Genomic DNA, 13129 nt, shown 5'->3' on the forward strand with positions numbered 1-13129 from the left:
AATGCAAAATAAATTATTACGCGTTGCAGTAACTACTGCAGTACTTTTATCGTTGCTCGTGGTGATGCTTGGTGCATATACGCGGTTAACTGATGCGGGTTTAGGCTGTCCAGATTGGCCTGGATGTTATGGACGAATGGTGCTGCCAAGTGCCCAGTCGAGTTTGCAAGAGGCGCAAACGACCTATCCACAGATTCCTATTGAATCAAGAAAAGCGTGGACGGAAATGTTTCACCGCTATGCCGCCGGGACTTTAGGTCTGTTAATTTTTTTCATTGGCTTTTCAATGCTGCGTAAGCGTTTACAAGGCTTTAATTTACCTTGGCATTTGCCCGCTGCTTTGTTGATTCTCGTTGTGTTTCAAGCTGCATTAGGGATGTGGACGGTAACCTTAAAATTATTGCCGGTTGTGGTAATGGGACACCTTTTAGGCGGGATGCTGATTGTTGCCTGCTTGAGCCGTTTGCGTTTTCAGGTGAGCTCCTTAAAAGGAGAGGATTTGCCGCAGTGGCGGCCTTGGCTGCGTTTGGCAGTTATTATTGTATTTTTCCAAATCGCACTCGGTGGTTGGGTTAGTTCAAACTATGCGGGCATTTCCTGTATTGGTTTCCCTCTATGTAATGGGGTTTGGCTACCTGAGCTGCATTTTGCCCAAGGATTTAATTTATTTTCTCCAGTTGGGGCGAATTATCAAGGTGGATTATTAGATCATGAGGTTCGCGTCACGATTCAATTTATTCACCGTATTGGTGCTGTCGTGACTGCCGTTTATGTATTAACGCTCGCGGCGTTAATTATGCTTAAAGCTCGTTTTAAGTATTTAAAAGGTGCTGCCTTAGCTATGTTTGTACTGGTTTTAGTTCAGTTTACCTTAGGAATTTTGAATGTGGTTTATTTGCTGCCAATTACTGTAGCAGTTGCCCATAATGGTGTTGCAGCGCTTTTATTGGCAACAGTATTTAGCTCACTTCATTTGACACGTAAAGGGCAGGAATAATGCAGACAGATCAAACAATACAAATACCAGTCGCTTGGCGCGATTACGTAGAACTATGTAAACCACGTGTAGTGATGTTGATGTTGCTCACTGTTCTTGTTGGTATGTATCTAGCGGCACCTGGCTGGGTTAGTTGCTCTTTATTGCTAAACGCCTTAGTGGGCATTGGCTTATGCGCAGGAAGTGCTGCTGCAATTAATCATTTGGTTGATCGACGCATTGATGCCATTATGGCACGAACTAAAAAACGTCCTGTTGCACATGGACGCGTTTCTGTTCGCCAAGCCGCTTGGTTTGCTTTAATCATGGGGGTGGGAGGTCTGACTGTTCTTGCCGTGTTTGTCAATAAATTAACCGCCTTACTAACTTTTATCACCTTGATTGGTTATGCCGGTGTTTATACTGGTTATTTAAAACGAGCTACCCCACAAAATATTGTTATTGGTGGGTTGGCTGGGGCAGCGCCTCCTTTATTAGGATGGACTGCGGTAACCAATCAGTTAGATCCTCAGGCTTTATTGTTGGTATTGATTATTTTTACCTGGACCCCACCGCATTTTTGGGCTTTGGCAATTTATCGACATGAAGAATATCAGAATGCAGAAATTCCCATGCTGCCAGTAACTCATGGGATTCAATTTACCAAGTTAAATGTTTACTTATATACCATCTTACTTTTAGTCGTAAGTATTTTACCCTTTGTAGTGGGTATGAGTGGCCTGTTTTATTTAGCAGGGGCTTTAGCGCTTGGAGCCCGGTTCTTATTTTGGGCGCATAAATTATATCGTACGGACAAGCCTGTAGTGGCGATGCAAACGTTCCGATTTTCGATTGTGTATTTAATGTTATTGTTCGTATTTTTATTAGTGGATCACTATTTGTAGGGGATGAGAATGAATTTAAAAGCTAAGGGCATTACCTTTACGGTGGTTATTTTATTGGCGTTGGCAGGATTGTTTTCCGGTATTTTTGTCGGACAGCATATGAACTTTAAGAAAAAAATCGATGTTGCCAATTTTCATGGGACTTATTTAGAAAACCCAAGAACGGTTAATCAATTTAGTTTGACTGGGACGGATCAAAAAGCCTTTGATAACGCAAGCTTGCAAGGAAAATGGACCGTGTTGTTTTTTGGTTTCACTAATTGCGGTTACATTTGCCCTACTACTTTAGCTGAGTTAGGTAAAATGTATCGTATCCTTGAAGACAAAGGAGTGAAAGATTTACCTCGCGTGGTCATGATTTCAATTGATCCAGAGCGTGATAATCAAGAAAAATTAGGTAGCTATGTTTCTTCGTTTCATCCTGATTTTTATGGAGCACGAGGAGATGAAGTATCGATTAAGGCAATGACCCGAGAAATGGGAATTGCTTATGCCAAAATTATGGAAAAAGATACTTCGGATCCTAAAAATTACGACATGCAACACAGTGGGGCTTTGATGTTATTTAACCCTCAAGGGGAATTAAACGCATTTTTTACCACACCACATCGTGCTGATTTATTAGCAAAAGATTACATGCAATTGGTTTCTTAAATAACCAATTAACTAAGCGCTTTATTATGGCAAGGAAGTAAATTCGGTTTAGAGTTTTCCCCGACGCTCGCGGCTGGGGAGGTTGCTATTCGCACGGCAAGGAGGGCAATTAAAAGCTGCTTGGATGATCTTTTCTACGCGTTTAGGCGGGAGGAGATTTTTCAAATTATAGGCTAGGCTTTAGATATACTCATAAAGCATAAAATAATAAAAATAATTGAGGAACAGCATATTCATGAAAATTGCAATTTTGGCCACGAACCCACAGTTGTATTCACATAAGCGCTTAAAAGCAGAAGGGGAAGCTGCTGGCCATGAGATTAAGATTATTAATCCTTTATATTGCTATATGAATGTGGCTGCATCTTGCCCTAAAGTCCATTATCGCGGTGGCGCTCCTTTGCCTCATTTTGATGCGGTCATTCCTAGAATTGGTGCATCGATGACTTACTATGGCACGGCTGTTCTACGCCATTTGGAAACTATGGGCATGTATACAGTTAATGAATCTATTGCCATCTCGCGTTCACGGGATAAATTTCGTTCATTACAGTTATTGGCGCGAAAAGGCATTCCTATGCCGCTAACCAGTTTTGCGCAATCTCCTGATGATACTGAAGATTTAATTCGCATGGTTGGCGGAGCTCCTTTGGTCATTAAGTTATTGGAGGGAACTCAGGGGAAAGGCGTGATTTTAGCCGATAGCCATCAATCGGCCGTGAGCATTATTAACGCATTTAAGGAAATGCATGCCAATATTTTAGTACAAGAGTTTATTGAGGAATCTCGAGGTACGGATATTCGCTGTTTTGTGGTTGGTGAAAAGGTAGTCGGTTCGATTAAACGCCAAGCCAAAGAGGGTGAGTTTCGTGCCAATGTACATCAAGGTGGAAGTGCGGTTAAGGTAAAACTTACCCCTCAAGAACGTGCTATTGCGGTAAGTGCGGCGAAAACAATGGGCTTGAAGGTTGCTGGTGTGGATTTAATTCGCTCTAATCATGGCCCATTAGTTTTAGAAATCAACTCGTCACCAGGCTTGGAGGGAGTTGAGAAGGCTACAGGAGTCAATATTGCCGGAAAAGTTATCGAGTATATTGAAAAACATGCCAAACCAATGAATTTGAGCCATCGTTTTCATGGTTAATTTGTTTTAACTTAAGGCATACAGCGTAAACGGGATTGGTTTGTGAATCAGGCTGAGTTCCCGTATTATGCTGTGCTAATACGGGCTATCTTTCCTCTCTAAGACTTGATTAGGTTATTTTGTCGCGATGATACGCGCACGATCCTCTTCTATATCACCGTGTTCATTGCCATCTAGCTCAGCCTTTATGCTTTGCAATCGACATCGTAGTGAACGACTATTATGGCAATTGGCTTGTTCTGTTTCTGTGGCAGGATTATGTGTTTGTAACTCTTGCCCAACTTTCTCAAGACTAGTTAACACCTTATCAAATGCTTTAATTGACCAACTGACTGATAGACGTGATGAGGATTTTGCGACTTTTAAATCATCCATTGCTTCTTGGGTTTTGTGCTTTAAGTGCGCGATTGCCTCATGGTTATCTAAGTTCCTGGGGTTGAAATTCGCTACTTCTGTCAAAAGTGCTTGACGGTTGATGAGCTGGGCAACTCGGTCTGGGTTTGGATTTTCTTTGTTCATTTCCTTTTCTAGTTTGGCCTCGGTTACTGCCAGGCGCTTAACAATTTGTTTTTGTGCAATGGCAAAATCGACTTGAGCTGAGGTAATGATAAGAGCTTTCACATGGGTCTTATAATAGTCCAGCATTGCGGGTTTCTTCGGGCCCTCGGGGATATCGAGCCATTTATCATACACTGACTTAGATATAAGCTGTGTTCCTTCATCGTTTTTGGCTGCAGGAAGCCAGGGACCTTTCTGATTGTTGGGATCTGGCTTTAACAGAATCAAATCATTGGTTATCACCATGCTTAACTTATCTTTACTATACTTATTAAACCAATTTTCGGCACTTTTTGAGCCGGATTTTCCTGCGGCAAATCCGTTCGCACCATATGCTTTCGATTCGCAGATATCGTCTTTTGATATATTTAGATCTATCGCTACTTGTTCATCAAAATTTTTAGTTTTCCAGGCTCTGCGAGAGCCCATAAATGCAACCGTTTCTTTAAATGTTTCCGCGTCTTCTCCTTCCACGCGAGCAAAAATTTGTTTGGTATTTACAAGCGCATCAATTCGTTTCATCAGGCTTCTTACAGGATTTAGTGGAATAAGCCATTTTGAAAATGTTTCAGGAATAACGACACCAATATCTGGAGTAGCGAAGCCTGCGGCTTGCACATAGTGTTTTGTTTTTTCTAAAGCTTTACTTTTACTATGTAAATCCTCAATACCTGTGTACCCTTGGTTAAGCGCTACTTGCACCAACAGTTTGCGCATTTGTGATACTTCGCGAACAATACCACCATCGGCGGCGATAACATTATTACCGCTCATATCCTGATCATCCGTAGGTAAAAAACGATTGGCAGTTTTTACCGCATTTTGGGCCGCATGCGATTTTCCACAACCAGAAGGCCCTGCAACAATTACAACCGGGCGTTCTTTTTTCCATTTAGGTCCGTCGTAATGTGTTGTTGACGCTTCTGCCACCGCATAGCGGAATTCTTTGCTGTTCATTTCTTCTTCTAAGGCCAATTTATACAGTTTAACCCCTTCTTCTCCCAACAATGCTGCCATTTTAATGGTGGCACTTTCCGGATCGGTTGCTCTATTATCTGGGATGCCAGGCGTGAACTTAGGAAGTGGATGTTTTTCAATGTACTCGATGAGTTGTTTTCTAAAAAAAAGTGGGTCATCTAGGCCATCCGCGCGCTCTACTATATTATGCTCTTTTTTATAAGCAGATACTTGGCTGCGATGAGCGTTTTTATACTTTTGAACCCCGTGACACAACTCTTCTTGGCCTTTTTTACTTAAGCACGACTCCGCAGGGTACGCGCTATACTTTCCTATCTGTTTGAAAAGATCGTCTTTACTCGCGCCATATATGCCCATATTGTAAGCACTCCGCAACAAATCTTACCTACAGTATAGCAAGAATTTGGGCTTTCAATGGGACGATTCATCCTTTCCAACAAGCCAATCGGCACTGACTTCGAACTCTTTGGCCAAGCTATCTAATATTGCAGCATCAGGATTTGTTGCGCCATTGAGTAGAGCCTCTGCTTTGAACTTGGGAATTTTGATTAATTTGGATAACACTTCAATTCGTTCATGAGTGGACACAGGAGCGCCAATATTATCGAGCTCTTTATTTAGTCGTTCAGAAAATCGTCTGTTAAGCATGTAGTTCTCCTGTTTTTTTTAAATTAGAGAAAAGTACACCAGTTCTATTATTTTGATATAGCATAAAACCCTAGTTTTGCAATGTAGCAATTGGAATTTGGTTGATCTGCGTTCTCTTTCAATTTAGTATTGATTTCACTTGAATTCGGCCTAATGTGGGATGACCTATGATTGAAGATGTAGTCGCGAAGTATCCTTGTGATTTAATAATATTTGGTGCCTTAGGCGATTTATCCTGTCGTAAATTATTCCCCGCATTATATCAACTGGAATGTGCACAACTGCTACATCCTGATACTCGGATTATTGGGTGCGCGCGTGAGGATTTTGCTTTAGCAGATTTCATTCAACTTATGCAGGGAAAGATTGAACTTTTCACTCATGAGCATTTGGATGATGAGGCCTGGACTCGCCTTACACGAAGACTAATTTATTGCCATCTAGATATGGCAAAACCAGAGGATTATTTCAAATTAACGGACTATGTCCGGCCTGCAGAACGAGTTGCCATCTCTTATTTTGCAATCCCTCCTTCATTATATGCACAAACGTGCCAGGGATTGTCTACCATTGGCTTGACGAATCAACCCTCACGAGTGGTTTTAGAAAAACCAATTGGCCATGATTTGCCTTCTTCAATTGTTATCAATGATCAGGTCGCTCATTTCTTTGCTGAAGATCAAATCTATCGTATTGATCATTACCTAGGCAAGGAAACAGTTTTAAATCTTTTAGTACTTCGCTTTGCTAACGTCATTTTTTCATCAAACTGGGATCAAAGCATGATTGAAAAAGTTGAAATATCTGTTGCTGAAGAAGTTGGCGTGGAAGGGCGTTGGTCTTATTATGACAAGTCGGGGCAAATGCGTGATATGCTCCAGAATCACTTATTGCAAATAGTGGCGTTGGTGGCGATGGAGCCACCAATGAGCCTGTCTGCGGACTGCATCCGCAGTGAAAAATTAAAGGTACTAAAAAGTTTGCGTTTTATTAATGAAGCGCACGTCCATGATCAAACAATACGTGCTCAATACATTAGCAATACCATTAAGGGGCAAAAGGTACCTGGCTATTTGGATGAGGACGGAGCCTATAAAAACTCCAAAACAGAAACTTTTGTTGCTATTAAGGCGTTTATTGATAACTGGCGTTGGTCTGGGGTTCCATTTTATTTACTTACTGGAAAACGATTGCCTAAAAAACAAAGTGAAGTCGTAATCTATTTTAAGCAGCAACCGTACAATATTTTTAAACAATTAAAACAAGAATTATCGCCAAACCGATTGATTATCCGTTTACAGCCTGATGAAGGGGTTGAAGTGCGGATGATGAACAAAGTTCCTGGGCTTAGTGACAGCATGCAACTACGTGACAGTAAGTTAGATTTAAATTTTAACACCCAACGTATTGCTGATGCCTATGAACGTTTGTTATTGGAGGTGATGTTAGGGAATCAATACCTATTTGTCAGCCGAGAAGAGGTGGAGCAAGCTTGGAAATGGATCGATAACATTAAACAGGCATGGGAAAGACAGTCTATTCCATTGTATACTTACCCCTCCGGAACTTGGGGACCTTTAGAGGTGATTCGCTTATACAATGGCAGAGCACATGTATGGGGGGAACAAAATGCAGTTACATAGTTTCGGCGATGCAGATTTATTAGTTAGCGATTTAGTGTTTCAATTAAAGCGCCTCTTGCTTGATGCAATCACACAAAGAGGGCATGCTTATTTAGTCGTTTCTGGCGGAAAGACCCCAGCTGATTTGTTTCAGGCATTAGCAAAAGTTGAATTACCTTGGGATAAAGTGACTATTACTTTGGCGGATGAGCGGTGTGTGCCACTTAATGATGATAATAGTAATGAGCGCATGCTTAGACAATTGCTGTTGCAGCATGAGGCAAAGGCTGCTCGCTTTGTAAGTTTATATTCTGAAACCGATCCTGATTTACACCATGTGGAGCAAGAGATTTCTGCTTTACCCTCTTTTGATGTAGTCATTTTGGGGATGGGGGATGATGGGCATACTGCATCCTTATTTCCAAGTGCTGACGAATTAAACTTAGGTCTTGATGAGAATGCTCCTGCGGTACTTTTTGTAAATCCAAAAACCACAGCTCACCAACGTGTTAGCCTATCAAAAAGAAGATTATTGGACAGTCGAGTTATATTTTTACATTTAAAAGGGCAAAATAAATTAGCCGTATTGCATCAAGCAATGGCCCAATCTGATCCCATGATCATGCCAATTAGCGCCTTTTTAAATAGCCCCCAAGCTGATGTACAGGTGATGTATGCACCATAAGGAATTAAAATGCACCCAGTAGTTGACCAAGTTACAGCCCGCATTCGTGAACGCAGTACACGTAGTCGTGCGTTCTACTTAGAGCAGATGGAAAAGGCTCGCATTCGTGGTCCACAACGAACAATGTTGCATTGTGGCAATTTAGCACATGGTTTTGCTGCCTGTGCGCTGAAAGACAAAGCCAATTTGACGGGAGTGAACAAAGCAAATATCGCCATTGTTTCTGCCTATAATGAGATGCTCTCCGCACATCAACCCTATGTGAGTTATCCTGATTTGATTAAAGAAGCAATTGCAGCTGCTGGCGGTGTTGTTCAATTTGCTGGTGGTGTTCCGGCAATGTGTGATGGGATTACCCAAGGTCAGCCAGGAATGGAGTTGAGTTTGTTAAGTCGAGATGTGATTGCCATGTCTACGGCAATAGCCTTATCGCATAATATGTTTGATGGCGGCCTAATGTTGGGAATTTGCGATAAAATTGTCCCAGGATTATTAATGGCTGCTTTAAGTTTCGGCCATTTACCGTTTATTTTTGTTCCTGCCGGACCAATGCCATCAGGCATTTCGAATCAAGAAAAAGCGCGAGTTCGTCAATTATATGCCGAAGGGAAAGTAGACAAAGCGGCTTTGTTGGAAGCTGAATCTGCTTCCTATCATTCTCCGGGAACCTGTACTTTTTATGGAACAGCGAACTCAAATCAATTAGTGATTGAGGTGATGGGAATACAACTTCCTGGCTCATCTTTCATTAATCCAGGAACCCCATTACGTGACGCCTTAACGCAAGCAGCAGCACAGCAAGTGTTGGCGTTTACTGATTTAGGGGAGCAGTATTTGCCAATTGGCCAGCTAATGGATGTCAAAAATATCGTGAATGGGATTGTTGCGCTATTAGCATCCGGGGGCTCGACGAATCATACCATGCATTTAATTGCTATTGCTGCGATGGCCGGTTATACCGTTAATTGGGATGATTTTGCCCAACTATCGGCAGTAACGCCATTAATTGCGAAAATTTATCCTAATGGTTCTGCAGATGTGAACCAGTTTCAACGCGCCGGTGGTTTGGCTTATTTTATTCGCACCTTATTGGATGCTCAATTGTTGCATGCAGATGTGCATACGGTAATGGGGCATGGATTAGAGCGCTATACTCGCCAACCCATTTTAGACAATGGGCAATTGCATTGGATTGATGGGCCCAATGTTTCAAAAGATGAAGCGGTGTTAACGGCAAGTACAACACCATTTAAAGCGCATGGCGGTTTACAAGTATTGGGTGGAAATCTTGGCCGCGCTGTGATTAAAACCTCTGGTCTTGCTCAGGGGAAAGATAAAATTAAAGCGCCGGCGGTGGTTTGTTCCAGCCAAGAGGAATTTGAATTACTGTTCAAACAGGGTGCTTTGAATAAAGACTGTGTTGTTGTCTTACGCTTTCAAGGGCCTAAAGCCTGTGGCATGCCCGAACTGCATCAGTTAACACCGAAATTGGGTGTATTGATGGATAAAGGATATCAAGTCGCTTTAGTTACTGATGGACGTATGTCGGGGGCTTCGGGTAAGGTTCCCGCCGCAATTCATGTGACCCCTGAGGCTTTAGATAATGGCGTGTTGGCCCGAGTTGAAACGGGGGATATGATTATTATTGATGGAGAACAAGGCCAGTTAGAATTGCTTGTTAGCGAGGATGAATTAAGTTTACGCCGGGCTGCTGTAATGAGTTCTGATGGTCTTTATTATGGCACAGGGCGAGAATTATTTGGCAGCTTACGTACCCAGTTTACTGGCGCAGAGCAGGGGGCTTGTAGTCTATTTCAGGGAAGAGAGTCAGCTTATGAGGCTTGATGAGTTTAGCTTATATGCGATCGTAGCGGATATTGGTGGAACCTTTGCCCGTTTTAGTCGTGTACGTTTAGATACCCTGGTTATCGATACAATTGAAATTTATTCCTGTGTTGAATACCGCAGTTTTGAATCTGTATTATTGGCGTATCAACGCAAACATGGATTAGAACATATTACCCAAGTAGCTATTGCAATTGCCTGTCCTGTATTAGGTGATGAGGTTTGTATGACGAATGCTCATTGGCAATTTTCAATTAAAGAGTTGCAACAAAAGTTGGGTTTATCTGAGCTTACAGTATTAAATGATTTTAATGCCATCGCCATGAGTCTTCCCGCATTGTCTGAATCCGAGTTAGTGCAATTTGGCAAGGGCGTTGCGGATAAAAATAAAACGCGTGTAGTTCTTGGGGCCGGAACTGGATTGGGCGTTGCTTATTTAACTCCCCAAAAATCGGGTTATATTGCTTATGGAGGTGAGGGTGGCCATGTCAGTTGGGGAGCAAAAACAGAGCAAGAATGGTTTATTGCCTGCTACCTCAATAAAATATATGGCCATGTTTCTTATGAGCGCTTATTATCAGGGCAAGGATTAGAGAATTTATATCGTGCACTGGCAGCGTTTCATCAACAGGATGAAACGCCCTTGTCGGCTGCACAAGTAGTTGCTTTAGCCTTAGCAGGGGAGTCGGTAGTTGCTGAGGCTACGGTGGCGCAATTTTTAGCCATTTTAGGTGCTTATGCTGGCGATTTGGCATTAATCTTCGCAGCTTTTGGTGGTGTTTATATCGCTGGCGGTATTGTTCCTCGTTTACTTCCATTATTGAATCATAGTGATTTTAGGATTCGGTTTGAAGAAAAAGGACGATTCAGTAGTTTTAATGCGCAAATTCCTACTTATGTAATTACTGCAAAACAGCCTGGGATATTAGGAGCTGCAGTACATTTGAAGCAGCGTTTGCTAGATCAGATTGAACGGGTACGAAAAGGAGACCTAGATGTCATTTTCTAATTGGCTTGTGCCAGCAGATACAGTGTTTTGTTCTTCACCGGTAATTCCGGTGATTCAAATTAAAGAGATCGAGCAGGCTATCCCTTTAGCCACTGCATTATTTGCTGGGGGAGTGAATGCCCTGGAAATCACCTTAAGAACACCAATAGCTCTTGAGGCTGTGCGTTTATTAGTGCAGACCTTTCCAGAGGCGCTAATTGGTGTAGGCACTATAGTTACACCGGAACACCTAGAACAGGCTGTGGAAATGGGGGCGAAATTTGCCTTTAGTCCTGGTTCTACTCAAGATTTATTAAGAGCAGGGCTTAACAGCAATATTCCGTTTATTCCCGGAGTGACAAGTGTTTCCGAACTTATGGAAGGACTGGCTTTAGGCTATACCCACTTTAAGTTTTTTCCTGCGGTTGCTGCTGGTGGGATCCCTATGTTGCGCTCATTTTATGGACCTTTTCCACAAGCACGGTTTTGTGCAACCGGTGGGATTAATGAGTCAAATTTTGCCGATTTCTTGGCATTACCTAATGTGACCTGTGTTGGTGGCTCGTGGATCGTCCCGGATGAGGCGATTAAGAAAAATGATTGGTCATTAATAACTGAATTATGTTTTTCTACACGACAAGGAATACGTGGTTGGGGCTAGACCTGGTCTATTACATTAAGAGTTAAGATTCAAGGAGGAATAATGACTTGGATGGTGGCAGTTATTGGTTCAGTCGCAGGTTTCTTATTTGGTTATGATGAGGGAATTATTGCGGGTTCTTTAGAACTAGTCAAAAATCATTTTGCATTAGCGGCAACTGATATTGGCGTGATGGCAGCTGCTTTGCCTTTTGGAGCATTGGTGGGTTCCATCCTGATTGGGATAGTTCTGGCTTCAAGGGGGGTTAAGCGTTTCGGACGGCGTACTTTATTGTCTTTTTCGGGCGGCTTATTTTTTTGTGGGGCACTTGGTGCCGGCTTTGCCGATTCAATTATGATGTTGGAGGTGTCGCGATTAATTCTGGGCTTGGCAATTGGGGTTGCCTCCGTAATGGCGCCTCTATACTTAGCAGAAACCGCACCTTTAAACAAACGAGGTGCTGTAGTTGCTATTTATCAATTGGCAATGACTGTAGGGATTGTTTGTTCCTATTCAGTGAATTACTTATTGATGGAAAATCAAGCCTGGCGGATTATGTTTGCTTCAAGCGCACTTCCGGCTTTAGTTTTGGGCATGGGTATTTTATTTATGCCTGAATCCCCTCGGTGGTTATGTAGTGTGGGGCGACGCGACGCGGCAAACCAAGCCTTAAAAAAATTGCGTAAAGATCAGTTTATTGAACAGGAACTACGTGATATTGAGACGACCTTGATGCATGAGCCTACACAAGGAAGTTGGCGCTTGTTGTTTAAGAAACCTCTTTTGCCGGTGCTCCTGTTAGGTACTTTATTATTTTGTTTGCAACAGTTAAGCGGGATCAATGTAGTTATTTATTTTGCACCAGAAATTTTTAAGAATCTGGGATTAAGTAGTACTTTAGGGCAAATATTGGCGACTATTGGCATCGGTCTGGTTAATTTATTGGTTACTCTATTAGCAATTATCTGGGTTGATAAAATTGGGCGTCGTAAGCTCTTACTTTTAGGTTTTCTCGGAACAGGAGCAAGTTTACTCGCGTTAAGTCTGTTTTCATTGAACCAAGTGGCATGGCTTCCTTATTTATCGATGATTTGCCTTACCGTATATATTTTCTCATTTGCAATCAGCGTCGGCCCTATCCCACATATTGCGATGGCAGAAATTTTCCCGTTACATGTTCGCGGAGCCGGGATGGGATTATCGGCAATGAGTAACTGGACGTTTAATACGGTGGTTATTTTTAGTTTCCCACTATTGCATAGCGCATTAGGCATTGAGTTCACTTTCGCTCTATATGGCGCTGTTTGCTTTTTAGGGTTTGTTTATAGTTATTTTTATATGCCTGAAACCAAAAATATTAGTTTGGAACAAATAGAAAACTATGTGATGGCGGGGAAGCCCTTGCGTTTGTTGGGGGCAGATGAAACCGATAGAGAGGCAAAAGCTGTTTCAGCGTTAGCCCCTGGCTGAGCTTTGTTTTAGCCCA

General features: G+C 42.2%; 12 protein-coding genes. 10 read left to right on the forward strand and 2 right to left on the reverse strand.

All coding sequences use genetic code 11. The annotated features are described in order from the left end of the window. Window position 1: 1 nt before the first annotated feature. The 4 genes from J2N86_RS01910 to rimK all read left to right on the forward strand — a co-directional run bounded on the left by J2N86_RS01910 (window position 2) and on the right by rimK (window position 3679). Entirely contained in the window at window positions 2-997 is a 996-nt protein-coding gene (locus tag J2N86_RS01910) for a COX15/CtaA family protein (RefSeq protein ID WP_252580542.1), read from the forward strand. Beyond that, window positions 997-1881 carry a heme o synthase gene (cyoE, locus tag J2N86_RS01915; RefSeq protein WP_252580544.1) on the forward strand — a complete coding sequence of 295 codons (885 nt, stop codon included), beginning with the start codon at window positions 997-999 and terminating at the stop codon, window positions 1879-1881. The genes J2N86_RS01910 and cyoE overlap by 1 nt, the downstream gene beginning before the upstream one ends. Before the next feature lie 9 nt (window positions 1882-1890). Beyond that, complete coding sequence (locus tag J2N86_RS01920; RefSeq protein ID WP_252580545.1) at window positions 1891-2535, forward strand: SCO family protein; 645 nt, start codon at window positions 1891-1893, stop codon at window positions 2533-2535. Between the two features lie 235 nt (window positions 2536-2770). Next, the gene (rimK, locus tag J2N86_RS01925) at window positions 2771-3679 is read left to right on the forward strand and encodes a 30S ribosomal protein S6--L-glutamate ligase (protein ID WP_252580547.1); all 909 of its coding nucleotides are present in this window, start codon (window positions 2771-2773) and stop codon (window positions 3677-3679) included. A 114-nt stretch (window positions 3680-3793) separates the two neighbouring features. On the opposite strand, the gene J2N86_RS01930 is transcribed toward rimK, so the two are convergent. Then, a complete protein-coding gene (locus J2N86_RS01930; protein ID WP_252580549.1) occupies window positions 3794-5572 on the reverse strand; it encodes a hypothetical protein in 1779 nt (592 codons plus the stop codon). 54 nt (window positions 5573-5626) lie between these two features. After that, a complete protein-coding gene (locus J2N86_RS01935; RefSeq protein WP_252580551.1) occupies window positions 5627-5863 on the reverse strand; it encodes a helix-turn-helix domain-containing protein in 237 nt (78 codons plus the stop codon). A gap of 167 nt (window positions 5864-6030) precedes the next feature. Between J2N86_RS01935 and zwf the strand changes: the two genes are divergently transcribed. Genes zwf through J2N86_RS01965 form a run of 6 tightly spaced genes read left to right on the forward strand, consistent with a single transcriptional unit; the run spans window position 6031 to window position 13113 of the window. After that, window positions 6031-7506: a glucose-6-phosphate dehydrogenase gene (gene zwf / locus J2N86_RS01940; protein ID WP_252580553.1), complete on the forward strand. Its 1476-nt coding sequence runs from the start codon at window positions 6031-6033 to the stop codon at window positions 7504-7506. Beyond that, the gene (gene pgl / locus J2N86_RS01945) at window positions 7493-8170 is read left to right on the forward strand and encodes a 6-phosphogluconolactonase (protein ID WP_252580555.1); all 678 of its coding nucleotides are present in this window, start codon (window positions 7493-7495) and stop codon (window positions 8168-8170) included. Before zwf ends, pgl begins: the two co-directional genes overlap by 14 nt. Window positions 8171-8179: 9 nt before the next feature. Next, window positions 8180-10015, forward strand: coding sequence for a phosphogluconate dehydratase (gene edd / locus J2N86_RS01950; protein WP_252580557.1), 1836 nt, complete (start codon window positions 8180-8182; stop codon window positions 10013-10015). Continuing rightward, entirely contained in the window at window positions 10005-11024 is a 1020-nt protein-coding gene (gene glk, locus J2N86_RS01955) for a glucokinase (protein ID WP_252580559.1), read from the forward strand. Before edd ends, glk begins: the two co-directional genes overlap by 11 nt. Continuing rightward, window positions 11011-11664 (forward strand): bifunctional 4-hydroxy-2-oxoglutarate aldolase/2-dehydro-3-deoxy-phosphogluconate aldolase, encoded by a 654-nt coding sequence (locus J2N86_RS01960; RefSeq protein WP_252580561.1) that lies wholly within the window; start codon window positions 11011-11013, stop codon window positions 11662-11664. Before glk ends, J2N86_RS01960 begins: the two co-directional genes overlap by 14 nt. A 42-nt stretch (window positions 11665-11706) precedes the next feature. Next, window positions 11707-13113, forward strand: a complete 1407-nt coding sequence (locus J2N86_RS01965; protein ID WP_252580563.1) for a sugar porter family MFS transporter — start codon at window positions 11707-11709, stop codon at window positions 13111-13113. Window positions 13114-13129: the final 16 nt, after the last annotated feature.

The sequence above is a fragment of the Legionella lytica genome, assembly GCF_023921225.1.
In the GTDB taxonomy this organism is placed as follows: Bacteria; Pseudomonadota; Gammaproteobacteria; order Legionellales; family Legionellaceae; genus Legionella; species Legionella lytica.

What these genes read in the sequence shown, in the direction of transcription:
- J2N86_RS01910 (WP_252580542.1), top strand. Translation starts at nt 2, where the DNA reads ATGCAAAATAAATTATTACGCGTTGCAGTAACTACTGCAGTACTTTTA.
- cyoE (WP_252580544.1), top strand. Translation starts at nt 997, where the DNA reads ATGCAGACAGATCAAACAATACAAATACCAGTCGCTTGGCGCGATTAC.
- J2N86_RS01920 (WP_252580545.1), top strand. Translation starts at nt 1,891, where the DNA reads ATGAATTTAAAAGCTAAGGGCATTACCTTTACGGTGGTTATTTTATTG.
- rimK (WP_252580547.1), top strand. Translation starts at nt 2,771, where the DNA reads ATGAAAATTGCAATTTTGGCCACGAACCCACAGTTGTATTCACATAAG.
- J2N86_RS01930 (WP_252580549.1), bottom strand. Translation starts at nt 5,572, where the DNA reads ATGGGCATATATGGCGCGAGTAAAGACGATCTTTTCAAACAGATAGGA.
- J2N86_RS01935 (WP_252580551.1), bottom strand. Translation starts at nt 5,863, where the DNA reads ATGCTTAACAGACGATTTTCTGAACGACTAAATAAAGAGCTCGATAAT.
- zwf (WP_252580553.1), top strand. Translation starts at nt 6,031, where the DNA reads ATGATTGAAGATGTAGTCGCGAAGTATCCTTGTGATTTAATAATATTT.
- pgl (WP_252580555.1), top strand. Translation starts at nt 7,493, where the DNA reads ATGCAGTTACATAGTTTCGGCGATGCAGATTTATTAGTTAGCGATTTA.
- edd (WP_252580557.1), top strand. Translation starts at nt 8,180, where the DNA reads ATGCACCCAGTAGTTGACCAAGTTACAGCCCGCATTCGTGAACGCAGT.
- glk (WP_252580559.1), top strand. Translation starts at nt 10,005, where the DNA reads ATGAGGCTTGATGAGTTTAGCTTATATGCGATCGTAGCGGATATTGGT.
- J2N86_RS01960 (WP_252580561.1), top strand. Translation starts at nt 11,011, where the DNA reads ATGTCATTTTCTAATTGGCTTGTGCCAGCAGATACAGTGTTTTGTTCT.
- J2N86_RS01965 (WP_252580563.1), top strand. Translation starts at nt 11,707, where the DNA reads ATGACTTGGATGGTGGCAGTTATTGGTTCAGTCGCAGGTTTCTTATTT.